Origin of the sequence: Sedimentibacter sp. MB31-C6 (assembly GCF_035934735.1) — a bacterium.
Classification (GTDB): Bacteria; Bacillota; Clostridia; order Tissierellales; family Sedimentibacteraceae; genus Sedimentibacter.
This window is the reverse complement of sequence record NZ_CP142396.1, coordinates 716,920-742,585: the sequence shown is the minus strand read 5'-3', so window position 1 is coordinate 742,585 and position 25,666 is coordinate 716,920. Positions and strand designations below refer to the sequence as shown.

Below are 25,666 nucleotides of genomic sequence, written 5' to 3'. Positions count from 1 at the left end.
AGATAGAGAGGATTTTAAATGGAAAAATTAATTTTAAACGGTATAGACTTATGCCTTGATGATGTATATGATGTTGCATATAATAACAGGCAAGTTGAAATTGATGAAAAAGCATTAGAAAAAGCCAAAAAGGCCAGACAAATACTTTTTGATTTAGCAGCTAAGGGAGAAGCTGTGTATGGTTTAAACAGAGGCGTTGGCTGGAATAAGGATAAGGAGTTTGATGTAGATTTTTTTGAAACATATAACAGAAATCTTTTAAACAGTCATAGTCTAGGAGTAGAACCATATAGTACAGATGAAGAAGTTCGAGCTATGATGTTAATAAGATTAAACACAGCATTATGTGGTTCATCAGGTGTTTCAATAGAAATCTTAGAACATTATAAAGACTTCTTAAATAAAGGTATACATCCTAGGGTACCAAGAAGAGGGTCTATTGGTGAAGGTGATATTACAACTATGTCTCATATAGGCTTATCAATAATAGGTGAGGGAGAAGTAAGTTATAAAGGAAAAATAATAAATTCAAAGGATGCTATGTTAATAGAAGGGATGTATCCAGCTGTATTAGGGCCTAAAGATGGATTAAGTATAGTTTCTTCAAATGCTCAGAGTGAAGCTTTTATAGGGATGCTTGTTAAAGAAACAGAAGAATTGGTAGAAATGTCAAATATCATCTATTGTTTAGGTATGGAGGGTCTTAATGGTGTTGTACAATCTTTAGATGAGAGTGTAAATAATCTTAGAAAGTTAAAAGGACAAATTAAGTGTGCAAAAAAATGCAGGGAATATTTAACGGGTAGTTATTTATATGAACCTCATAAAGATAGAGCATTACAAGATTCATTAAGCTTTAGGTGTTCGTTTGCTGTTAATGGAGCAGTTTATGATGCATTAGATTATATTAAAGAAAAATTAGCTGTTTTAATTAATGTTACTGATGACAATCCATGTATAGTAGCTGATGAAAAAAGAGTATCTGTAAGTGCAAACTTTGAAATAACATCCTTAGTACTAGGTGTTGAAATGTTAGGAATTGCCTTATGTCATCTATCAAAATTATCATGTAATAGGATGATCAAATTATCTGATCCTTCATTCACGAAACTTACGAGGTTTTTAACTCCAAATGAAGCAAAAACAATTGCATATGGAACTATTCAAAAACCATTTGCATATTTAGATGCTGAAAATAGGATGTTAGCAAATCCATCATCTATAGACCAATATTCATTAGCAGGCAATATAGAAGATCATGCTAGTAATGCTCCTTTGGCAGCTGATAAGGTGAGGAAAATAATTGATAATATAAGATATATTTTAGGTATAGAAGCCATTCATGCCGCTCAAGCTGTTGATTTGAGAGGAAATATTAGAATGGGAAAGGTTACAAAAGAGGCATATAGGATAATTAGAAACGATATACCTTTTTTGGACGAGGATAGAAATTTAAGTATAGATATTAAAAAAGCATATGAAATAATTAAGTCAAAAAAACTATTGTTTTAATAATGGAGAATTAATAATATAGCAAAATGAAAACGATATTATTTGACTATTTTTTGACGATTATAAATTATAATTATTTTGAATTTATTAAATAATAGTACAAGGAGGATTTAAATGAACAGTAAAGCTAAAAGTCTAGAGAAGGTGGACGTTAGAAAGATAGTTTTTATCCCTATGGTAATTATATATGCAGCCATAATAGTTCTAGGAATTGTGTCACCTGCATCATTTGCTTCAGCAGAAAGTGCAATAGTTAATTTTGCTGGAGAGTGGTTTGGATGGCTATACGATTTAGTTGCTTTATCAATGATGGCTATATGTATTTGGATGATGTTTTCAAAGAAATATGGCAACATTAAATTAGGTGGAAAAGATGCAAAACCTATAATGAGTAAATGGAGTTGGTTTGTTATATCTTTATGTGGCGGTATTGCAACTGGTATTGTTTTTTGGGGTATTGCAGAACCTTTAACACATTTAATGTCTCCAATCCCTGGTTTTGGATATGACCCAATGAGTAAAGAAGGTGCATTATATTCATTAAGTACATGCTATTTACACTGGGGACCAGCATTATATGCATTTTATTGTGTAGCAGGTATAGGTATAGGATATGCTGTTTATAATATGAAACTTCCATATCGTGTATCATCAAGTCTTTATCCTGTACTAGGAAAGAGAGTAAATGGTGTAGCAGGTGATATTGTTGATATTCTTTGTCTGTTTGGTTTAGCTGGAGGTGTTTCTGCATCATTAGGAGTTGCATCTATGCAATTAGGAAGTGGAATGAATTTACTATTTGGAATAGAACCAACAACAATAGTATGGGGAGTAATATTACTTACAATAGTAGTTACATTTATTATATCCAGTTATACAGGTATCAATAGGGGAGTAAAATTTTTATCAGATAAAAATGCTAAAATATACATAGGATTGATGATTTTCATATTGATATTCGGTAATACTAAGTACATACTTAATATGTTAACAGAGTCTTTTGGGTTTCATTTGGATAACTATTTTACACAATCGACATATTTAGGGACATTCGAAGGAGATAAATGGCCTATATGGTGGACAATTAACTATTGGAGCTTTATGATAGCTTATACACCTCTTATAGGAATGTTCTTAGCTAAAATAGCAGTTGGAAGAACATTAAAGGAGTTTACTTTATATAACTTCTTATTGCCAGGAATATTTGGTATAATTTGGTTCGGGGTTTTTGGTTCAGAATCAATATTCTTGGAAATGAATGGTGGCGGAATATGGGAACAAATTCAATCAGGAGGTTTAGAAGTATCTGTATTTGCATTCTTTGAGAATTTTCCATTAAGTAAATTTTTAAGCGCTTTATTTATGATAACAGCATTTTTATCAGTAGTAACATTAGCAGACTCGATGACCACTACGGTTTCTTCACTTTCCATAAATTCTAATAAGAGTTCTTCTGAAGAACCACCTAAAAAAATTAAAATGTTTTGGGGTTTAGTAATGTCATCTTTAGCTTTTGTTAACATAGCGACTGCAGGAACAGTGGGAGAAGTAAGTGGTATAGATGCAACTAAACAATTGGCAATAGTTAGTGCCTTTCCATTATTGTTTGTAGTAGCATTAATGGTATTTTGTACAATAAAAATGTTAATTAAATCTAAGGAATACGATGTAGTTGATAATCCAGATATAGCAATTGTAGATAAAGATTTAATTGTAGAAGATTAAATATTACAAAAAGTATTTTGTCAGTAGTCTAAGAATGATATAATATTTATATTATATCATTCTTTTTAATGAGGAGATTATCATGAATCCATTTATTCCACTTAAAACACCACGTTTTGTAGTTATAGATTATAGAGCAAATAATGAAATTTTGAAATATTTAAGAAAATTTAATATTGAACCAATTAAAACTATCAAGTGCAGTGATTTACAGGGTCCTGTAGATGGACATCCTGACATGGTAATGCATCCTATTGACGATAAACACATTGTAGTCGCTCCAAATGTTTATGAGTATTACTATAAAGTTTTTAATGACAAAGGAATAAAAGTAATTAAAGGTGGAAAAACTCTATGTAGAAACTATCCCGAAGATATAGCATATAATGTAGCAAGAATAGGGAGATATGCTGTGCACAATACAAGGCATACAGACCAGGTTTTAAAGTATTATTTGGAAGAAGCAGACGTAGAATTTATTCATGTTAATCAAGGATATTCTAAATGCTCTATAGCAACTATAAGTAATAACAAGGCTATAACATCAGATTCCTCTATACATGATAAACTCATATCATATAATATAAATTGTATGTTTATAAATCCTAAAATTGTTCAATTGAATGGATATAATCATGGATTTATTGGTGGCTGTACAGGTTTAATAAATGAAAAAATTTTTCTTTCAACGGGTGTAATTAATGATTATATTATTTTAAACTCATTGAAGAAATTTATACAGTCCTCAGGATATATATATGAAGAAGCTTCAAGACAACAAATAATAGACTTAGGAACATTAATACCAATAATGTAACCTCCCTGACAGAGAGGAGTGACTGTGTGGAGCTTTTATCAATAGAGTTAAATCAAAATGAAAATCATGAAATTATTAACAATATTAAAATTATCACAAATATAGATGAAAGTGATATTAACATAGAATTATCTTCTGTAAGTGAAGACGATATAAAATTAAGATATTTTACAAAGGACAAAATTAACAAAAAGGAATATTTAGAAAAGATAATTGGAAAAATAACAAAATTATTAATAGAATATACTAAACATGAAAGTATTAATTACCTTAAAGAAAGTTATTTCTATTTTGATGAAGAAGAATTTGGCTCAATAATTGAGGCTATTGAAGAAGAAATAGATAACGACATAAAAATTCAACTAATTATAAAAAATAAATTTAAAGAAGTATTAGAAAAATCTAATACTATTAATTTAGATGGATTTATTAAGTTTAGACTAAAGTTTATTAAGTTATATGTTGCTCAGGTAGTTGAAAAATGTATAGATAGTTATTTAATGAAAAAAGAATATCTTGATTTTATAAGTATTATAAGGTTAATATCAGAGTCTGATGAAAAAGAGTATGATATTGTAAATATATTATATAATAATAATAAATTACAAGTTTATGATAATAATATGAAGAAACTTAACTATATAACCAATGTGGAAATAGCACAAGAGCTAGATAAACGAATTGTTAATTATGATGAATCAGTAATTAATATTTTATTAAATATATCACCAAAGAAAATTATTCTTCATATTAGTAAAATAGATAAAGATGATAAAATGTCTCAAAGTACTATTGAAGTAATTAAACGTATTTTTGAAGGTAAATATGAAGTATGTAACGGCTGTCAATATTGTGATATTTGAACATTGTAGGGGATGCATTTTATGCATACCGCGGGACGCATGAAATGCGTCCCCTACATGTTAAAGATTACTCTAAGGTTCTTGCAATAAAGTATATTTATAATTGGGAATAATGAAAAAAGGGGATGAATACATATGTCATTTTTAGTGTTGGCTACTTTAATAACAATTACAGTAGCTACAACAGTTCACTTATTGAATTTAAAAGAAGCAGAAGCAAATAATGAATTAAATTAATAAAAAAGGTATGCATTTTATGCATACCGTAGACGGGACGCAAAATGCGTCCCATACATTTATTTGTCTGCTTTTATTTCCGTCCATCTATTGCTGTACAAGTCAATAAATTCTTTAGGATCTCTGAACATTTCCATTTGTTCTATTTTTTCTTCAGGAATGTTGAAAGCACTGTTATTTATAAGTTCTTCATCAACTTCAGTAATTGCTTCAGTATGGACTGTTGAATACCAAACTTCATCTATATTTCTCAATGTCGCTTCTTTTGAGCAAAGGAAGTTGATAAATTCTTCCGCCATTGGTTGATTTTTTGAAGTTGATGGTACAAACATTGCATCTATCCAAATATTACTACCTTCCTTAGGAATTATGAAATCAAGATTTTCATTTTCAGACATTGCAGAAACAGCTTCACCTGACCAAACAAGAGCCATATCTGCTTCTTCATTTATCATTAAATCAGGAGCTCCATCAGTAATATACGCCATAACATGAGGCTTTTGTTCAAGCAAAAGTTCTTTAGCTTCATTTAATTCTTGTTCATTAACCGTATTTAATGAATATCCCAAAAGTTTAAGTGCTGCTGCAAAAGCATCTCTTTGAGAATCCATCATTATAATTCTCTGAGAATTATTTTCATCCCATAATATTTCCCAACTTTCAGAAGATACATCTACTGTTTCCTTATTGTACAATATACCTAAAGTACCCCAAAAATAAGGAACTGCATATTCATTATTTGGATCATAAGGTTGATTCTTGAACTTGTCATCTATATATTGATAGTTAGGAATGTTCTCTAAATTTAGTTTATTAACCATACCTTCATTAATCATTCTTTCAATCATATATTCACTTGAAATTATTAGATCATAATTTGAAGCTCCAGCTTTAGCTTTAATATACATCTCTTCAGGTGTAGAATAGGTATCATATTTAACAGTAACATCATTTGCATCTTCAAATTCTGTAATCAGAGTTTTATCAATATAAATATCATAATTTAAAACATTTAAAACTTCTTTTTCTTTGGAACTGCAACCCGTTATTGTAACTATTATCAGTGTTAAAGTTGTTAATATTAAGCTTAATTTTTTCTTCATTATTTAAAAACCTCTTTTCTTTTTAATATATTAGATTTCTCTTTTATAGCTCCATTTGACCTTTTATTTATTAATAACATCAATAACAATACAACTGTAAGCATTATTGTAGATAATGCATTAATTGTAGGACGAACACCTCTTCTTGCCATAGAATATATAACGATTGAAAGATTAGTCACTCCTTCTCCTTTAGTAAAATAGCTTATGATAAAATCATCGATTGATAATGTGAAAGCCATTAAAAACCCTGTTACAATTCCTGGCTTTATTTCTGGTATTATAACTTTTCTTAAGGCATACATAGGTGTAGCTCCTAAATCCATAGCTGCTTCGGTCATGTTTACATCTAACTGTTTAAGCTTTGGTAGAATTGATAAGATTACATAAGGAATACTAAATACAATATGTGATATAAGCATGGTATTGAATCCAAAATCTATATTAAATGAAATATATAATATCATCAAGGAAATCCCAGTAACTATATCTGGATTAACAACAGGAAGATAATTAATGTTTAATATCATTGATTTCTTTTTGCCCTTCATACTGTTAATTCCAATTGCTGCAATTGTTCCTAAAATAGTTGAAATAATAGCAGAAATAATAGCAATAGATATAGTATAATATACTGCCATTTGTATATCTCTATCCTTAAATAACTCTACGTACCATTTTAGTGAAAATCCTGTCCAATTACCTCTTGACTTAGATTCATTGAAGGAAAAGATAGCTAAAACAATTATTGGCGCATATAGAAATATAAAAATAAATCCCATATATATTTTAGATAAATATTTTTTTACCATAGTCTAGCTCCTCCTTCTTTATCAACATCAAATTTGTTCATTATAGACATAGAAATTAATATAATAATCATCATAATTATTGATATTGCAGAACCAAAATTCCAATCGCCATTTAATATAAACAATTTTTCTATTAAATTACCAATCATCATACTCTTATTACCGCCAAGTAGTTGAGGAATTATAAAGGTGCTTACTGCTGGCATAAATACCATTACAATTCCAGAAATAACACCAGGCATACTAAGAGGTAGAATGATTTTCTTAAATATTGTTGCTTTATTAGCACCTAAATCGTCTGCAGCTTCAATAAGTCCTGTATCCATTTTAGTCAAGGCTGTATAAATAGGAAGTATCATAAATGGAAGGAAGTTATACACCATTCCCATTACTGTAGCTCCTTTTGTATAAAGAAGATTAATTTTTGAAAAACCAATAAGTTCTAAAAAATTATTAATTAGTCCATTATTTCCTAAAATAGTCATCCATGCGTATGTTCTAAGAAGCATATTCATCCACATAGGTAAAATACAAAGGAAAAGCAATGTATTTCTTTTATTTAAACTTGCATTAGCAATAATATAAGAAGTAGGGTATCCAATTAATAAGCAAATTACAGTTGAAATAGCTGCTAAAAGTATTGATTCCCATAAAATATTAAGATACATAGGGTCAAAAAAATCTTTGAAATTACCTAATGTGAATTTTATTGTTGTCAAACCATTTGATTCCTTTGTAGTTATACTGTAAAGTAATACTAAAAATGAAGGAAAGACTATAAAAATTGTTATCCAAATAATATAGGGAAAAGCAAAATATTTAGTTTTGTTTTTCATTTTTATTCCCCCTTTTTCATAATGTGTATATCATCGGGAGTTAATGATAAGCTAATATTTGAATCAACAGGTGACATAGAAGTACTATGAACCAAAAATTCAAAATCTGATACAGCTACTATCATTTCATAATGTACTCCCTTGAATATAACAGACTTTACTATACCCTTTAGTTGTCCATCTTCAGCGTGTTTTAATTTTAAATCTTCAGGTCGTATTACAACATCGACCTCTTCGCCTTTGCCAAATCCAAAATCAACGCATTCAAATTTTACACCTAAAAACTCTATTAAGTAATCATCGTGCATAATTCCGTCTAATATATTGCTTTCTCCAATAAAATCTGCAACGAAGGCATTCTCAGGTTCGTTATAAATATCTATTGGAGAACCCATTTGTTGTATAATTCCATCATTCATGACCACAATAGTATCTGACATAGTAAGTGCTTCTTCTTGATCATGGGTTACATATATAAATGTAATTCCAAGTTGTTTTTGCATTGCTTTAAGTTCATGCTGCATTTCTTTTCTTAATTTTAAATCAAGAGCTCCTAAAGGCTCGTCTAGTAGAAGAACCTTTGGTTCATTGACTAATGCTCTAGCGATTGCAATACGTTGTTGTTGTCCTCCACTAAGTTGGTCTATTCGTCTTTTGCCATAATTTTTAAGGTTAAAAAGCTCTAACATTTTTTCTACTTTATTTTTTATTAGATTCTCATCTGTTTTTTTAATTCTTAATCCAAATGCTATATTATCGTATACATTCATATGAGGGAAAAGTGCATACTTTTGAAAAACAGTATTTAATTGTCTTTTAAAAGGAGGCACATCATTTATAAGATGGCTGTCAAAGTAAACTTTTCCTTCATCTGGATTTTCAAAACCTCCAATTATACGAAGTGTGGTAGTTTTTCCACATCCACTTGGCCCTAAAAGGGTAACAAATTCATTTTTTTGAACAGATAAAGTAATATCATCAAGAACTGTTTCACCATCAAATTTTTTTGTAATATTATTTAATTCTATAATTGCATTATTCATTTATTTCTCCTTAATTTAAAAATTTGGTGGAGTACTTACCCAAATTAAACGGGCAGTATTCTTACTAGTGTTTTCAATATAATGACTTTTATTAGTTTTAAAGTAAAAAGATTCTCCCTTTTTAACTTTGTATATTTGATTACCATAACAAAGCATTATTGTTCCACTTAAAACATAACCAAATTCTTCACCCTCATGGGGTTCGTCAAGTTTTGTTTTACCGTAGCTTCCAAGCTCAACTAAAATAGGTTCCATTTTGTTTTTCTGTGCATTAGGTATTATCCAATTAATAGTGTAATTATCATCAACTTCTTCTTTTATAAATACGTCTTCTTCTTTAAATACTATCTTACTGTCTACAGCGTCGCTAAAGAAACTGCCTAAATCAGTACCTAAGCATTCCAAAATATCAGTAAGTGTTGCAATTGAAGGAGATGTTAAATCCCTTTCTAACTGAGATATATAACCTTTTGTTAACTCACATCTATCTGCTAATTCCTGCTGTGTTAAGGAAGTCGCATTTCTTAATCTTTTAATTTTTTCACCAATATCCATAATACTCCTCTATTTTGTTTACATTATTAAACACAATGTTTAATTTAATTAAACTTTAAAGCGATTCTAATTATACACATAGCATATATTGTTGTCAATACAGTAATTGTATAAAATTATGAAATATTTGAAACAAAGCATAATTATTAGATTATGAGTTTACTAATGCTAAACTTTGCAATAGTTAAATCAACTATTACAACTATGTTGACACAGTAGATTCATTGATATATAGTAATATAATAACGAGCTAAACAAGGTGTACATAGGGTGCACTAAGTTACCTTGTTAAAACAGAGTAATATGTAAATGCTTTTGCAATTATTAGATGTTATAATAGGTAGGTATAATATGGCCAAAGTAAAAACAAAATTTGTTTGCCAAGAATGTGGATATGAAACTGTAAAATGGTTAGGAAGATGTCCTTCTTGTAGTGAGTGGAATACTTTTGTTGAAGAAAAAGAAGTAAGAGAAACTGATGCAAAGAAACAAAGAGGTATAAGTAAAGGGAAAGTTGAAAAAATACAAAATATAACTTCAATGAAAAAGGAAAGAATATCAACTGGTAGCAGAGAAATGGACAGAGTTTTAGGTGGAGGAATTATAAAGAGCTCCTTAGTTTTGGTAGGAGGAGACCCTGGTATAGGAAAATCCACATTACTTTTACAAGTTGCTGATAATGCTGCGAAGATAGATTTAAAGGTTCTTTATGTTTCAGGAGAAGAATCTGGAGAGCAAATAAAGATTCGTGCAGATAGATTAGGAATTGGTAAAGGAGAATTATATGTATTAGCAGAAACAAATATTGATATTATTAAAGAATTTGTTGAAAAAGAAAATCCTGATTTACTAATATTAGATTCTATTCAAACGATATATTCACCTGAAATAGTATCAGCACCGGGCAGTGTAAGTCAGGTTCGTGAAGTAACATCTATGGTTATGCGGATGACTAAAGCTAGAGACATGGCATCCTTTATTGTTGGACATGTTACTAAGTCAGGAGCCATTGCTGGACCAAGAGTATTGGAACATATGGTTGACACAGTATTATATTTTGAAGGAGAAAGACATTTTTCATATAGGATTTTAAGATCTGTTAAAAACCGTTTTGGTTCAACAAATGAAATAGGAATTTTTGAAATGCGAGAAAAAGGTCTAATGGAAGTTGAAAATCCATCAGAAGTGTTTTTGAAGGGGAGACCTTTAGAAGCTTATGGTACTGTAGTTACTGCTGCTATGGAAGGTACAAGACCTGTTCTTATAGAAATTCAAGCATTAGTTACATATTCACCTGCAGGTTTTGCCAAACGTATAACGACAGGCATAGATAACAATAGGGCTGCAATGCTACTTGCAGTTTTAGAGAAAAAGGCAGGATTAGCTATGCAAAGCTCGGATACCTTTATAAATGTTACTGGAGGGTTGCAGTTAAAGGAGCCAGCGGCTGATTTAGCTATATTGTGTGCTTTGGCATCAAGCTTTAAAGAAATTCCAGTGGATTATAAAACTATACTTATTGGTGAAGTAGGGTTGACTGGAGAAATAAGAGGGGTTAACTCTGTAGAGAAAAGACTTATAGAAGCCCAAAAAATGGGATTTAAAAAAGCTGTTATAGCAGAAGCAAATGAAAGTATTTTAAAAGAAATAAATAATATTGAAATAATGACAGTTAATAACATAAGGCAAGTTATGGATTTGTTGTTTTAAAGATAATTTAACTAAGATAATATAAAATAAATTGTTACGTTTTTGTAATTTTAATGGAGGTTTTAGGAAACTAGAACTTCCATTTGTTTTGAAATTTAATATATTAACAAGTGCAAAAAAAACAAGTTTACAAAAGCTTAAAAAATCGTAACAAACATTTCATTGACATAATTGTATACAATTAATATAATTAGTATACGAAAAGAATATATAGCATACAAAATGCAAAATAATTTGGTAGCTAGTAAATTTTATAACAATTTACAATAATACATTAGTTGTAATACTAAAATTATAAATTGAAAGGAAGTAAAATATAATGGCCTTAATGACTGGAGAACAATACGTAGAGAGTATTAGAAAAATGAATATGGAAATTTATATGTTTGGGGAAAAAGTAGATAATCCTGTGGATAACCCAATACTAAGACCATCATTAAACTCCGTAAAAGCAACATATGATTTAGCACAATTACCTGAATATGAAGATTTAATGACAGCAACTTCTTCTTTAACGGGAGAAAAGATTAATAGATTTACTCATATTCATCAAAGTACACAGGACCTTGTGAAAAAAGTAAAAATGCAAAGATTACTTGGTCAAAAAACTGCATCTTGTTTTCAGAGATGTGTTGGAATGGACGGATTTAATGCAGTATACAGCACAACTTATGAAACAGATAAAGCTCATGAAACAAAATATCATGATAATTTTGTTAAATATTTAAAATATGTACAAGAAAATGATTTAACAGTAGACGGCGCAATGACTGATCCTAAAGGAGACAGATCATTATCTCCAAGTAAACAAGCAGATCCTGATTTGTATTTGCGAGTAGTTGAAAGAAGAGAAGATGGTGTTGTTGTAAGAGGAGCAAAAGCACATCAAACAGGTATAAGTAATTCTCATGAAGTATTAGTTATGCCAACTATTGCAATGGGACCTGATGATAAAGACTATGCAATAGCATTTTCAGTTCCAGTAGATGCAGAAGGTGTATTAATGATTATAGGACGTCAATCATGTGATACAAGAAAATTAGAAGGTTCATCAATAGATGTAGGAAATAGTGAATTCGGAGGAATGGAAGCATTATTGATATTCGATGATGTATTTGTTCCAAATGAAAGAATATTCTTAGATGGAGAAACAGAATTTGCAGGTATGATGGTAGAAAGATTTGCTGGTTACCATAGACAAAGTTACGGTGGATGTAAAGTTGGTGTAGGTGATGTATTAATTGGAGCTGCTGCTTTAATAGCAGATTACAATGGAGCGCAAAAAGCATCTCATATAAAAGACAAATTAATTGAAATGACTCATTTAAATGAAACTTTATATAGCTGTGGTATTGCGTGTTCAGCAGAGGGCCATCAGACAGAATCTGGAAACTATATAATTGATTTACTATTGGCAAATGTGTGTAAACAAAATATAACTAGGTTCCCATATGAAATAGCAAGATTAGCAGAAGATATAGCTGGAGGACTTATGGTTACAGCACCTTCTGAAAAAGATTTAAGAGATCCGAAAGTTGGACCATATATAGAAAAATATTTAACAGGAATAAATGGTGTATCAGTAGAAAATAGATTAAAAGTATTAAGGTTAATTGAAAATATAACACTTGGAACTGCAGCAGTAGGATATAGAACAGAATCAATGCATGGAGCAGGTTCTCCACAGGCTCAAAGAATTATGATTGCAAGACAAGGGAACATTAGTGGTAAGAAAGAATTAGCTAAGGTTATTGCAAAAGTTAATGAATAAAAAAATAATTGGAGTAGATTATGCTTGATAAAATAGAACATGTATTAGAACAATATGTTAGACCTCAATTATCAGAACATTATGGAGATGTAGAAGTATTAAGTTTAGAAGATGGAAACTTAAAAATTAAATTATTAGGGCAATGCAGTAATTGTCCTTCTGCAAAGTTTACAGTTGAAGATGTTATTGAGAGTGAGATTAAAAAACATGTTCAAGAAGTTAGAAAAGTAACTTTAATTGAAAGTGTAAGTGATGATTTGCTAGAAATGGCGAAAAAAATATTGAGTCATAAGAAAGAAAGTTAGGACTGCTATGAGAATTGGAATTAAGTATTGTGGAGGCTGTAATTCTAGATATGATAGAAAAAAATTTATCGATAGATTACTGGATGAAATTGATAATATTTCCATTGAACTGGCAGATAAAAACAACTATTATGACTTGATATTAGTAATATGTGGTTGCTTTAGTGCATGCCCAGAACATGAACTGATAAAAGGTAAAGAGAAGATGATTGTTGTATCAGAAAATGAATATACTAAAGTTAAAACTAAAATATTACAAATGTGTAAATTTGTTTAACATTATTGTTACTAATAGATAGTAAACAATTGTTAATTATATATTTATTGTACAAGTATTTTGTGTAATTATTGATTAATTTATATGTATTTAATTTAAAGAAGGTGATATTTAAAAAAGTTTATAAATTATTGTTGATAATGTTTTTTATATATTTATAGGAAAAAAAGAAAGAGGTTAGACTATATGAAAGTTTTAAAATGGTTAGACGAAAATTTAGAAGAAAAAATTATGTCTACAGCCCTTTGGGGTATTGTAGTTATAATGGGTATTCAGATAATCATGAGATATGTTTTCAAATCTTCATTGGCGTGGTCAGAAGAAGTATCTAGATACCTATTTATTTGGATGGTCTTTGTCGGCATAAGTTATGGAATTAAAAATGGCTCTCATATGCGAATAGATATGTTAGAACATTTTATTCCAAAATTGAGTAAGCCATTAGAAATCCTTGCAGATATTTGTTTTGTAGGCTTTTCTGGCTATATGATTGGACCAGGTTTTACTGTTGTTGAATCTTTAATCGCTACTGGACAAGATAGTCCAGCTGGTGAAATTCCGATGTACATTGTTTACACAGGATTATTAGTAGGATTTTTCCTTGTATTTTTCAGAATAATACAAAAATATATTATGAAATTATTACAAAAGAAATCCGTGAAAGGAGCAGAATAATGATAGGTAGTGTATTTGTAGTATTTGTAGCATCTTTGGCATTAGGAGTACCTATTGCAATATCTTTAGGATTTACTGCTTTGTCAGCATCATTTTTTGTACCGTCATTACCTGCTGACGCAGTATATATATTTAGAAGCATGGTCACAGCGTTGGACTCATATGCATTATTAGCTATACCTTTGTTCATATTATCTGGAAATATAATGGCAAAGGGTGGAATATCAAGAAAATTATTTGACTTTTTCTCATATTTCATTGGAAATAAAACTGCTGGTTTACCAATTGCTGCAATTGTAACATGTCTTTTTTATGGAGCAATATCAGGTTCAGGTCCTGCAACTGTTGCAGCTGTTGGATCGATGACAATTCCATTATTATTGGAACTTGGATATGATAAAAAATTTGTTATTCCTATGATAGCTGTTGCTGGTGGATTAGGCGTTATTATCCCACCTAGTATACCGTTTATAGTTTATGGTCAGTCATCTGGGGCATCTGTTGGAGACTTGTTTTTAGCTGGTATTTTACCTGGTATTTTAATAGCATTATGTATGATTATTTATGCTTATTTTTATTGTAAGAAAAAAGGTGAAGATAAAGAAAAATTAGAAGCTAACACTCAAGCACTTAGAGCAAAAGGTTTTTGGCCAATGTTTAAAGATAGCTTCTGGTCATTACTTACACCTGTTATTATTTTAGGTGGTATATACAGTGGTATAGTAACACCAACAGAAGCAGCAAATATATCGGTTGTTTATGCATTAATAGTTAGTTTATTTATTTATAAAACTCTTAAAATTAAAGATTTAGCTGCTGTAATGAAAGCTACTGTAAATACAGCGGCACCAATATTACTAGTTGTTTCGATTGCTACAGTATTTGGTAAAGTACTTACATTTATGCAGGCACCACAGTTAATATCAAATGCTATAACAGGAACGTTTACTACAAAGGTATCAATTTTATTAATAATAAATGCAATTTTGTTAGTAGTAGGTATGGTTATGGATACAACTCCTGCAATACTTATATTAACACCAATATTTATGCCTATAATTCAATTAATAGGTGTTGATCCATTACATTTTGGTATTATTATGGTTGTTAACCTTGCTATTGGTTTTGTTACACCACCGATAGGTATTAACCTTTTTGTAGCAAGTTCTTTGACGAATATGTCTGTTATGGAAATAGGTAAGCGGGCTATTCCATTTATTGTTGCGTTCTTAATGGCATTAATGCTAATAACATTTATACCAGAAATAAGTTTATTCTTGCTTAAATAGTTTAAGAGTGGTTGATAATCAATAATATTAATTAAATTAGAATGTTATCACTCATATTTGAATATGTGAGTGTTAATAATAAAAAAACAAAAGAATAATTGGAGGATTATTATGAAAATCAAAAAGATTTTAGGTACTTTAGTAGCAGTTTCAATGATTGCTAGCCTTGTAGCGTGTGGAGGTAACGAAGCACCAGCTGAAGGAGATAATACATCTAAGGGTACTTCTGATGATGTAAAAACAATTACTTTTGCACACGTAAGTGCTGAATCAACATCAACACATCAAGCAGCGCTTAAATTTAAGGAAGTAGTTGAAGCAAATTCAAATGGTCAATTAGAAGTAAATGTATATCCAACAGGACAGCTTGGCGGAGATCGTGAGCTAATTGAAAATACTCAAAATGGCTCAATAACAGCTATGGTTTCTTCACCTGCTCCACAAGTAAACTTTGTAAAATCTGCAACAATATTCGATTCACCATTTGTATTCGAAGGATTAGAACATGGAAGAGCAGTTTTAGATGATGCTAATTTTATGTCAGCAATAGCTGCAGAATATGAAAATTCAGGTTTCCATTATTTTGGAGCATCTGGACAAGGATTTAGAACTTTAACTTGTAATGATAAAATAACTACATTAGAGCAATTAAAAGGTCTTACAATTCGTACAATGGAAAACAAATATCATATGCAAACATGGGAATTATTAGGTGCAAACCCAACTCCATTAACATTTAATGAGTTATATACAGCGTTACAACAGGGAACAGTTGCTGCACAAGAAAATCCTGTAGAATTAGTGCATGCACAAAAATTCTATGAACAACAAAAATATGTAGTTGACACAAATCATATTTTACAAGTAAACACATGGATTATGAATAAAGATTTCTATGATGGTTTGTCAGATGAATTAAAAGCTGTTGTTGATGATGCAGGAAGACAAGCAGTTGAAGTTGCTAATAGAATTAATGATGAAAAAGAACCAGGATACATTGAAGTAATAGAAGATTATGGAACTGAATTTGTAGAAGTACCTGCTGAAGAAAAAGCTAAAATAGTTGAAGCAGTTGCTCCAGTTTACGAAGAAATAAAATCAGCTACTGCACCAGCAGTATATGATGCATACTTTAATGCAATTGAAGAATACAAAACTAAATAAATATAATTTATAATCGCCCAGAAAATCACTTAGTGTGATTTTCTGGATAGTATAGATATTATTTTTTAAATTTAAGGAAGAAGGGTTACTGTAATGAATGCAATAAGAAGTATGCTTGATGATATAGAAATCCCTAAATTTATGCGTATTCGTCAAAAATTTGATTCTACAAAAATTGAAAATGTTGTAGAAACTGTCAATGCTAAGTTTCAACAGGATAATATAAAAGATACTATTAAGGAAGGTCAAACAATTGGCATTACTGTAGGAAGTAGGGGCCTTGACAATCTTAAAGAAATAGTTAAATGTATATGTGATAATATTAAAGCTAAAGGAGCTATTCCAGTAATTTTACCAAGTATGGGAAGTCATGGAAATGCAATTGCAGAAGGCCAGGCTTCATTTGTTCGTGGTTTAGGTATTACAGAAGATGCAGTAGGGGCTGAAATAAAAGCTGGCATGGAAGTAGTACAACTTGGAACTACTGAAATGGGTTTACCTGTATATTATGACAAAATTGCTAGTGAATTAGATGGAGTTATAGTATTAGGAAGAATAAAAGCACATACTGACTTAGAGGGCGATATTGAAAGCGGATTGCATAAAATGATAGTTATTGGTTTAGGAAATCATAAGGGTGCGCAAGTTATGCATGCTAAGGGATTAGACAAAGCTGTTCCTAGACTTAAATCGATAGCTAGATATGCATTGCAACATTCAAATATAATATTTGGAGTTGGATTGTTAGAAAATGCATATGACGAAACATGCCAAATAGAGTTCATTCCTACGGATGAAATAGCAGATGCGGAACCAGCCTTGTTGAAAAAGTCCAAAGAAAACCTTCCGAGATTTTTGTTCAATGACATAGATGTATTAATAGTTGATGAATTTGGGAAAAATATAAGCGGCGATGGCATGGATCCAAATGTTATTGGAAGAGGAGTTATTGGACCTAAAAATAAGGATATTAGAATAAATAAAATTGTTTCATTAGATACTACTGAAGAAGCAGGCTCTAATGCTTATGGTGTTGGGCTTTCAGATATTACAACAATGAGGGTATTCAATAAGTTAGAAACTGAAGCAATGTATACAAATGCCATAACTGCAATATCAATAAATGGTGCAAGAATACCAATAGCAATGGGTAGTGATAAACTAGCAATACAGCTTGGAATAAGAGCTGCATGTTGTGATGACAATAGTAAAATTAGAATAGCAAGAATCAAAGATACATTAAGCTTGAAAGAATTATATGTTTCTGAAGGGCTGTTAGAAGATGTTAAGAAAAATGGCGATATTGAAATCATAAGCGAATTTGAAGACTTCAAATTCGATGTTGATGGAAATTTTGTCAATAAATATTAATATGACATTAAATTTGAATATGATGTAGGAACATTATATTCAAATTAATGTTAAAAGGAGTGTAAAAAATGAGATTAATGCACACGAAATTGCCTGAATTTATAAGAAAGATGAAGGCAATAGCAGCAACATTAGGATCAACATACAAAGAATGTGAAGTAGTTGGATTAGAAAATCTTAAAACAGCAAAAATGCAATCAAACAGAACTGGTAGAATAGAACGTGCTGTACAAGAAATAACAAAACAAGAAGATGTTTATAGAATAGAAGTAGCTGTTATTCCTCGTATTCCTGAATCAATGCATAGTGCTGTTATTAGAGGTTTTGATAAGGATGGAAAGCCTGTTCATGCAATTCTGGAGACAATCAACATTCTTCATCCTACTGAAGATATATTGATTCATGATTGCCCTGACATTATTGATAGAAGACCGTCAATAGGTAAACATTAATTAAATTGCGTGGAGGTATATGATGAGTAAATTAAAATATAAAATTATTCCTGAAGGTATGTTAGAAGATATATATATACCAATTTCAGCAGTTTTTATTGATTATGCAGATGTAAAAGCATGTAATCTTACTATGCTTGAAGCATTTGAAAAGATTGCAGCTGAAATACCAGGACCAGCAGGACTTAATATGTTTGATATGACTGGTACTACAACAAATAGTAACGGAATTATGCTTGATGGAGCTATGGTTAGTATTGCAGCATCTGATTATGGAAAGATTAATAAAGATTTCGGATATCTAGAAATGGTAGAAATTCCTTATTCAGAAGAATTAATAAAAGAAGAACCACACTTAAAGCAATGGAAGAAATCTTTCCCTGGAAGAAAATTATATATGGGACCAGATCCAAATAAAAAGAAAATACCAATTCATAATGCAGTATTAACTGGTAGAGCAGGAAATAATAATTCAGCAACTGAAATGATGCATTATATAAACATGGAAGAGTTATTATTACCAATATCAGGCCAAATGCAGATTATGAGAGATGGAAAAGTTGAAGTTGGTGGTACTGGCTGGACTATTTCAGTAGGTATAGGAATGGTAGTTGGAGAAGAATATGGCAGAATAGTACCTCATAGACAATGGAAATGTGGTACAACAGCACACAATTCAGGTGAATATGCTAAATTTTTAAAGAGCCATATTCCAATTATTGCAGCAGATAAGGAAGAACTTGCTAAATATATTATTCAAGCATTACAAACTGGAGTTATACCAGGAAGAGACATAGGAGCATCTCCATCAGTACTGGCTATATCAAAATATATGAAAATACAGCCTGATTATGAAAATATAGCTGAAAAAGCTTATGAGGAATTAGCAAGCGTAGGATGTACTAGAGAATGGATTACAGAAGATGTAGAAGAATTGACACCAGAAGAAATTGTCGCTAGAGCACATGAAATTATTCCAGGTATAGATGATCCAAAAAGATTCAATGTATCAGATATAGTACAAGTAAAATACGTAGAAGTATAGTACTCTCCGAAATTATAAAAAGACGAGAAATTTATAATTTCTCGTCTTTTGCAAAAGTGTATGAATAGTAGAGAACTTAAGATAAGGGGACATTGCTATGAAAAAAATAGGCATTTTTGGAGGAACTTTCAATCCAATTCATAACGGACATTTAAATATGGCAGAAAATATTGGTATAAATTTGAATTTAGACTTTATTTTAGTAATACCTGCTAGTGTTCCTCCGCATAAAGCTTGGTTTAACATAACAGATGATAAACATAGATATGAAATGTGTCGTTTGGCATGTGAAGGAAACCCTTTATTTAAAGTTAGTGATATTGAGTTAAAAAGAGAAGGAAGAAGTTATACAATAGACACTCTTAATGAAATATCAAGTAATTACAAAGATAGTGGATTGTATTTGATTATGGGATCTGATTCATTTATGTCTGTTAATAGATGGGTTGGATTTAAAGAAATTATTAAGTTGACCACATTATGTACGACTTCTAGAGATATAAGTGAAAGTGAACATTTATATAAAATGAATAAGATGTTGCAAGATATGGGTGCTAATACAAAAATATGTGAAACACCAATTTTACCAATATCTTCAACAGTTATAAGGAAAAATATATATAACGGGTTAGAAATTAATAGTATGGTATCTGAAAAGGTAGCAAATTATATAAAGAGAAATAAACTTTTTATATAGTATAGAAATGGAGAGATAGTAATGCAAGATGATGCTAAAATTATTGTACAAGTAGATAAAACAGTAGTAAAAGTTACCGGAGTAGAAGTAAAAGGGCTAAATATTCAACAACTAGAAAAAATCATCACAGACAAATTAAAAAGTGTAATAAGAGTTATTGGTGTAACTGGAAATTCAATTGAGATGGATGTTTACGGTGTTGAGGAAGAAGACATTTTACGTGAAGAGAATGGATTAATAAAAGCTATTTCATTAGCAGATGGTATTAGCATATCAGATTTGTCAGCATTATCCTCTGTTAAAAAAATTCAGAGTATAGATATTAATTCTGTTCCAGAATATATTGAAAACGGATGTAAGGGTGAAAGGTGGCAAAAAAGGTGATAAACAAAGCTATTATTATTCCAACTGGCGATGAAATAAAAACAGGAATAGTACTAGATACTGATAGTCCTATGATTATGCAAGTATTGTTAAGTATGAACGGTAAATGCAATATTACTCGAAATGAACCTATAGCAGATGATGAAAATATGATAATAGATTGTATAAAGGGTTACCTTAGCCAACAAGTAGATTTAATAGTATTAATAGGCGGTTCCGGTGGGGGACATAGATATAGCACAACATTGGGGAAAGACTTTACCCATTCTTCATTGGAAGCAATTTTAGATGAAAAATATTCCTCTGAGCTTTACGGCAAAAATGGACATATGTGGAGCAAACTATTATGCGGAATTATTAACAACACTATGATTATTAATGTGCCAGGACCGTTTCAGGAAGCCCGTTCTGCAATAGAAGCATTTAAGACAACATACGAAGAAGACAGCAGAGATTTTAAAAAAATAAATAAAAAGATGACTGAAGCAGTCAAAGCTCAATATGGAAATAACATAGATATTAAGTAAGTTGAAGTAATAAATGTGATATAAGAAATTAAACTTTTTTAAATTATAGATTGGAAAAAGTAATATGAACCCTAAACTCCCATTAGAAGCATTTTTATTAAAAACAAAAACTGAGGATAATTATAACGTAATAATAGGAGGATTATGCCCAAAAGGTAAAAAAAAGGAAGCTAGTAATATCTATTCAAAAATTGATAAAATGAAAATTGGACAATCTAAAGATGAATTTTTAATAGATTATATATTAGCAACTATAATTACCCGAATATCACCAGTATGGATTTCTCTTGTAGGAGCTTCAATATCAATAGATGGAGTTAAGCATAATACAGGAGGAATTATTGGGGATCCTTTTAAAGAACAGAACTCAGCCCAAGAAGAAATCGAAGAAATTTTAGAAGGTATATATGTTATTTCTTTTCCTGGAGGTCCAGGCGTAGCTTTTTCAGGTACTTACAAAGAAAGTATTGTTATAAGAGATATTATTTCTGAATATAAATCTAGTAATAATAGTTTTGAATATATTATAGAAAGTTTAGATAAAATAACAGACTTATATATTGTTGTATCTGATGGAAGTGGTATAAATAGTTGCGGTGGAATATATGTATCTGATAATGATGGAAAAAGAAGCGAAGAATTTTTATAAGTTCATATATCACAAATTAAATTTAATAAGATAAATAAAATTAAGACAGTTTACTTTAATATAAAACAAATAAAACTTATGAAAGGAAGTTTATAAATGCTCAAACGCAAAACACAAACAATGGATGGTAATACAGCAGCTGCATATGCATCATATGCATTTACAGATATGGCAGTAATATTTCCTATTACCCCTTCGTCACCAATGGCAGAACATATTGATGAATGGGCAGCTGCTGGAAAAAAGAATATATTTGGGAATAAAGTTGTAGTCAAAGAAATGCAATCAGAAGGTGGAGCAGCAGGAGCACTACACGGAGCATTACAAGGAGGAGCTTTAGCATCAACATATACAGCTTCTCAAGGGTTGTTGCTAATGATACCAAATATGTATAAAATTGCGGGAGAATTGCTACCAGCTGTATTTCATGTAAGTGCACGTTCATTAGCGTCAAATGCGCTAAGTATTTTTGGAGACCATCAAGATGTTATGTCTATACGACAAACTGGTTTCACTATGTTGGCATCAAGTAGTGTTCAACAATGTATGGATTTAGGTTCAGTAGCTCATTTATCTGCTATAAAATCTAAAATTCCAGTATTACATTATTTTGATGGATTTAGAACATCTCATGAAATGCAAAAAGTAGAATTGTTAGAATATGATGAATTAGCAAAATTAGTTGATATGGAAGCAGTAAATAGTTTCCGTGGAAACGCACTTAACTCAGATCACCCAGTTCTTCGAGGAACAACGCAAAACCCAGACATATTCTTCCAAACAAGAGAAGCAGTAAACAAATTCTATGAACCGATACCAGAAACAATTCAGCATTATATGGATGAAATAAATAAATTAACGGGAAGAAACTATAAACTATTTAATTATTATGGTTCACCAAATGCAGAAAATGTTATTGTAGCAATGGGATCAGGCTGTGACACAATAAGAGAAACGATTGAATACTTCAATGCTCAAGGTGGAAATTATGGATTATTAGAAGTACATTTATATCGTCCATTCTCTACAAAGCATATGTTAGAAGCATTGCCAGAAACAGTGAAACGTATAGTAGTGTTAGATCGTACAAAAGAACCTGGTGCTCCAGGAGAACCACTATACCTAGACGTTAAAAATGCATTCTATGGAAAAGAAAATGCTCCATTAATAGTTGGCGGAATATATGGTCTTGGATCAAAAGAATTTACTCCAGCAAATGTAATGGAAGTATTTACAAATATAGAAAAAGAAAATCCACAAGATGGATTTACAGTTGGAATAATAGATGACGTAACAAATAAATCATTACCAGCATACGAAAAGAAATTTAACCCTTCACCTGAAGGAACAGTAGCATGTAAATTCTGGGGATTAGGATCAGATGGAACAGTAAGTGCTAATAAGTCAGCAATCAAAATTATTGGAGACAATACTGATAAATATGTACAAGCATATTTTGCATATGACTCTAAAAAATCCGGTGGATTGACAATATCACATTTAAGATTTGGCGATGTTGAGATTCAGTCACCATATGGAATAAATTCAGCTGATTTTATTGCTTGTCATAATCAATCTTATGTACATCAATATGATTTAGTTGATGACATAAAAGAAGGCGGAACATTCTTATTAAATTGTGTATGGAATGATGAGCAGTTAGAAAGTGAATTACCAGCATCAATAAAGAGAAAATTAGCAGACAGTAATGCTAACTTCTATGTAATAAATGCAGTAGATATTGCAAAGAAATTAGGATTAGGTAATAGAATTAATATGATAATGCAAGCCGCATTTTTCAAATTGTCAAAAATTATGCCTATAGAAGATGCAGTAAAACATTTAAAAGATGCAGTTGTAAAAAGCTATGGTAAAAAAGGACAAGATGTAGTAGATATGAACTGGAGTGCAATTGATGCAGGAATTAATTCAATAGTTAAAATTGACATTCCAGATAGTTGGAAAACTACATTAGATAAAAAAGAAGAAACAAAAGAAGAATTACCTGAATTTGTAAATAAAATAATGATTCCTATGAATAAACAAAAGGGAGACTCATTACCAGTTAGTGCATTTAACGGAGTAGAAGATGGTACTTATCCAACAGGTGTTTCTCAGTATGAAAAACGAGGAATAGCAATAGATGTTCCTTACTGGGATGCTGAGAAATGTATACAATGTAATCAATGTTCATTTGTATGTCCACATTCAGTACTAAGACCAATGTTGTTAACAGACGAGCAAGTATCTGCTTCACCAGAAAAAATGAAAACTAAAAATGCAATAGGTTATAAAGATAAAGAATTCTATATGGGATTATCTGCTTTAGATTGTACTGGATGCGGTAACTGTGTGGATGTTTGTCCAGCAAAGGAAAAAGCGCTTGAGATGAAGCCGCTTGCAGATGGAAGAGAAGAGCTTGCTAACTTATGGAATTATGTAAAAGATATAGAATCTATAGAAGTTGCAGAAAAACAAAAATCAACAGTTAAAGGAAGTCAGTTTGCACAGCCATATTTTGAATTTTCAGGAGCGTGTGCAGGTTGTGGTGAAACACCATATGCTAAATTAGTTACACAATTATTTGGAGATAGAATGGTTATATCTAACTCTGCTGGTTGTACAACTGTATGGGGAGGATCTGCGCCATCAATTCCATTTAAAAAAGATAAAAATGGACATGGACCAGCATGGGGATTCTCGCTATTTGAAGATAATGCAGAATATGGATATGGCATGCATGTAGGAACAATAACTGTACGTAATGCAATTGCAGATAAAGTAAATACTCAGCTTGAAAAAGGTGTAGATAAAGAATTACAAGAAGCAATGCAAGAATGGATTGATGGATTCAATGCATCAGAGGGAACTCGTGATAGAGCAGAGAAATTATCAAAAGCATTAGAAAATTATAAAAATGTACCAGAACTTGCAGAAATATATGAAAGAAGAGATTTCTTTGTAAAACAATCAAACTGGATCTTTGGTGGAGACGGTTGGGCTTATGATATTGGATATGGTGGATTAGACCATGTACTTGCATCTGGAGAAAATATAAATGTATTAGTATTTGATACTGAAGTATATTCTAACACAGGTGGACAATCATCAAAATCAACACCTACTGCTGCAATAGCAAAATTCGCAGCATCAGGTAAGCGTACAAAGAAAAAAGATCTTGGAATGATGGCTATGAGTTATGGTTATGTATATGTAGCACAGATAGCTATGGGTGCTAATCATAATCAAACATTAAAAGCAATATTAGAAGCTGAGGCATATCCAGGACCATCTTTGATAATTGCATATGCACCATGTGTAAATCATGGAATTAAAGGCGGAATGGGCAAATCACAAAGACAAGAAAAACGCGCTGTAGAAGCTGGATACTGGTCATTGTATAGATATAATCCAACGTTGAAGGAAGAAGGTAAGAATCCTTTCTCATTGGACTCTAAAGAACCAACAGCAAGCTTTGAGGAATTCCTATTAAGTGAAGTTCGTTATTCATCACTGTTAAAGCAGTATCCTGAAATGGCGAAGGAATTGTTTAAGAAAGCAGAATCAGACGCAAAAGAAAGATTAGAAAGTTATATTCGTTTAAGCAAACAAGAGTATTAATATATAAATAAACCTCCTAATGAAAATAAAGTAGCAATATTTATTAAAAACGTTGCTACTTATTTTCAATTTTAATTTATTTAAAGAGAAACAAGTGAAGATTAAGAAAAAGTAATAAATGCTTTATTGACAAAATTATAATTAATTGTATATAATTAATCCGAATTGTATACAATTAATTATAATTTATAAATTTAAGTGCATAATTTCAAAAATTAAGATTTCT

24 protein-coding genes are annotated in these 25,666 nt (G+C 30.7%); 19 read left to right on the top strand and 5 right to left on the bottom strand.

Features of this window, described 5'->3' with window-relative positions:
* Positions 1-18: 18 nt before the first annotated feature.
* The 4 genes from U8307_RS03640 to ytxC all read left to right on the top strand — a co-directional run bounded on the left by U8307_RS03640 (position 19) and on the right by ytxC (position 4,917).
* Complete coding sequence (locus U8307_RS03640) at positions 19-1,512, top strand: HAL/PAL/TAL family ammonia-lyase (protein WP_326910312.1); 1,494 nt, start codon at positions 19-21, stop codon at positions 1,510-1,512.
* A gap of 114 nt (positions 1,513-1,626) precedes the next feature.
* Complete coding sequence (locus tag U8307_RS03635) at positions 1,627-3,237, top strand: BCCT family transporter (protein WP_326910311.1); 1,611 nt, start codon at positions 1,627-1,629, stop codon at positions 3,235-3,237.
* Positions 3,238-3,319: 82 nt separating this feature from the next.
* Complete coding sequence (locus U8307_RS03630; RefSeq protein WP_326910310.1) at positions 3,320-4,054, top strand: DUF6873 family GME fold protein; 735 nt, start codon at positions 3,320-3,322, stop codon at positions 4,052-4,054.
* Positions 4,055-4,080: 26 nt separating this feature from the next.
* Complete coding sequence (gene ytxC / locus U8307_RS03625; RefSeq protein WP_326910309.1) at positions 4,081-4,917, top strand: sporulation protein YtxC; 837 nt, start codon at positions 4,081-4,083, stop codon at positions 4,915-4,917.
* 296 nt (positions 4,918-5,213) lie between these two features.
* Here the strand turns inward: ytxC and U8307_RS03620 are convergent, their stop codons facing one another.
* The 5 genes from U8307_RS03620 to U8307_RS03600 are packed head-to-tail and all read right to left on the bottom strand — an operon-like array spanning position 5,214 to position 9,503.
* Positions 5,214-6,257: an ABC transporter substrate-binding protein gene (locus U8307_RS03620; protein ID WP_326910308.1), complete on the bottom strand. Its 1,044-nt coding sequence runs from the start codon at positions 6,255-6,257 to the stop codon at positions 5,214-5,216.
* Positions 6,257-7,069, bottom strand: coding sequence for an ABC transporter permease (locus U8307_RS03615; RefSeq protein WP_326910307.1), 813 nt, complete (start codon positions 7,067-7,069; stop codon positions 6,257-6,259). The genes U8307_RS03620 and U8307_RS03615 overlap by 1 nt, the downstream gene beginning before the upstream one ends.
* Entirely contained in the window at positions 7,063-7,905 is an 843-nt protein-coding gene (locus tag U8307_RS03610; RefSeq protein ID WP_326910306.1) for an ABC transporter permease, read from the bottom strand. The genes U8307_RS03615 and U8307_RS03610 overlap by 7 nt, the downstream gene beginning before the upstream one ends.
* A 2-nt stretch (positions 7,906-7,907) precedes the next feature.
* Entirely contained in the window at positions 7,908-8,948 is a 1,041-nt protein-coding gene (gene potA / locus U8307_RS03605) for a spermidine/putrescine ABC transporter ATP-binding protein (RefSeq protein WP_326910305.1), read from the bottom strand.
* Between the two features lie 15 nt (positions 8,949-8,963).
* Positions 8,964-9,503, bottom strand: coding sequence for a helix-turn-helix domain-containing protein (locus tag U8307_RS03600; protein ID WP_326910304.1), 540 nt, complete (start codon positions 9,501-9,503; stop codon positions 8,964-8,966).
* Positions 9,504-9,854: 351 nt separating this feature from the next.
* Here U8307_RS03600 and radA point away from each other — a divergent pair, with 351 nt between their 5' ends.
* The 15 genes from radA to nifJ all read left to right on the top strand — a co-directional run bounded on the left by radA (position 9,855) and on the right by nifJ (position 25,440).
* Entirely contained in the window at positions 9,855-11,213 is a 1,359-nt protein-coding gene (gene radA / locus U8307_RS03595; protein WP_326910302.1) for a DNA repair protein RadA, read from the top strand.
* Between the two features lie 319 nt (positions 11,214-11,532).
* Positions 11,533-12,984: a 4-hydroxyphenylacetate 3-hydroxylase family protein gene (locus U8307_RS03590; protein WP_326910300.1), complete on the top strand. Its 1,452-nt coding sequence runs from the start codon at positions 11,533-11,535 to the stop codon at positions 12,982-12,984.
* A 20-nt stretch (positions 12,985-13,004) separates the two neighbouring features.
* The gene (locus U8307_RS03585) at positions 13,005-13,289 is read left to right on the top strand and encodes a NifU family protein (protein WP_326910298.1); all 285 of its coding nucleotides are present in this window, start codon (positions 13,005-13,007) and stop codon (positions 13,287-13,289) included.
* Between the two features lie 7 nt (positions 13,290-13,296).
* On the top strand, positions 13,297-13,566 hold the full coding sequence (locus U8307_RS03580; protein WP_326910296.1) for a hypothetical protein: 270 nt from the start codon (positions 13,297-13,299) through the stop codon (positions 13,564-13,566).
* 186 nt (positions 13,567-13,752) lie between these two features.
* Positions 13,753-14,241, top strand: coding sequence for a TRAP transporter small permease (locus U8307_RS03575; protein ID WP_326910294.1), 489 nt, complete (start codon positions 13,753-13,755; stop codon positions 14,239-14,241).
* A complete protein-coding gene (locus tag U8307_RS03570) occupies positions 14,238-15,530 on the top strand; it encodes a TRAP transporter large permease (protein WP_326911530.1) in 1,293 nt (430 codons plus the stop codon). Before U8307_RS03575 ends, U8307_RS03570 begins: the two co-directional genes overlap by 4 nt.
* Before the next feature lie 111 nt (positions 15,531-15,641).
* Positions 15,642-16,694, top strand: coding sequence for a TRAP transporter substrate-binding protein (locus U8307_RS03565; RefSeq protein WP_326910293.1), 1,053 nt, complete (start codon positions 15,642-15,644; stop codon positions 16,692-16,694).
* A 93-nt stretch (positions 16,695-16,787) separates the two neighbouring features.
* A complete protein-coding gene (locus tag U8307_RS03560; protein WP_326910292.1) occupies positions 16,788-18,065 on the top strand; it encodes a lactate racemase domain-containing protein in 1,278 nt (425 codons plus the stop codon).
* A 68-nt stretch (positions 18,066-18,133) separates the two neighbouring features.
* Complete coding sequence (locus tag U8307_RS03555; protein ID WP_326910291.1) at positions 18,134-18,517, top strand: hypothetical protein; 384 nt, start codon at positions 18,134-18,136, stop codon at positions 18,515-18,517.
* Positions 18,518-18,539: 22 nt separating this feature from the next.
* Positions 18,540-19,562 (top strand): hypothetical protein, encoded by a 1,023-nt coding sequence (locus U8307_RS03550; protein ID WP_326910290.1) that lies wholly within the window; start codon positions 18,540-18,542, stop codon positions 19,560-19,562.
* A 97-nt stretch (positions 19,563-19,659) separates the two neighbouring features.
* On the top strand, positions 19,660-20,259 hold the full coding sequence (gene nadD, locus U8307_RS03545) for a nicotinate-nucleotide adenylyltransferase (protein ID WP_326910289.1): 600 nt from the start codon (positions 19,660-19,662) through the stop codon (positions 20,257-20,259).
* A 21-nt stretch (positions 20,260-20,280) separates the two neighbouring features.
* The gene (locus U8307_RS03540) at positions 20,281-20,643 is read left to right on the top strand and encodes a hypothetical protein (protein WP_326910288.1); all 363 of its coding nucleotides are present in this window, start codon (positions 20,281-20,283) and stop codon (positions 20,641-20,643) included.
* Positions 20,640-21,170, top strand: coding sequence for a molybdopterin-binding protein (locus tag U8307_RS03535; protein WP_326910287.1), 531 nt, complete (start codon positions 20,640-20,642; stop codon positions 21,168-21,170). Before U8307_RS03540 ends, U8307_RS03535 begins: the two co-directional genes overlap by 4 nt.
* 64 nt (positions 21,171-21,234) lie before the next feature.
* On the top strand, positions 21,235-21,819 hold the full coding sequence (locus U8307_RS03530; protein ID WP_326910286.1) for a hypothetical protein: 585 nt from the start codon (positions 21,235-21,237) through the stop codon (positions 21,817-21,819).
* Positions 21,820-21,915: 96 nt separating this feature from the next.
* Positions 21,916-25,440: a pyruvate:ferredoxin (flavodoxin) oxidoreductase gene (nifJ, locus tag U8307_RS03525; protein WP_326910285.1), complete on the top strand. Its 3,525-nt coding sequence runs from the start codon at positions 21,916-21,918 to the stop codon at positions 25,438-25,440.
* Positions 25,441-25,666: the final 226 nt, after the last annotated feature.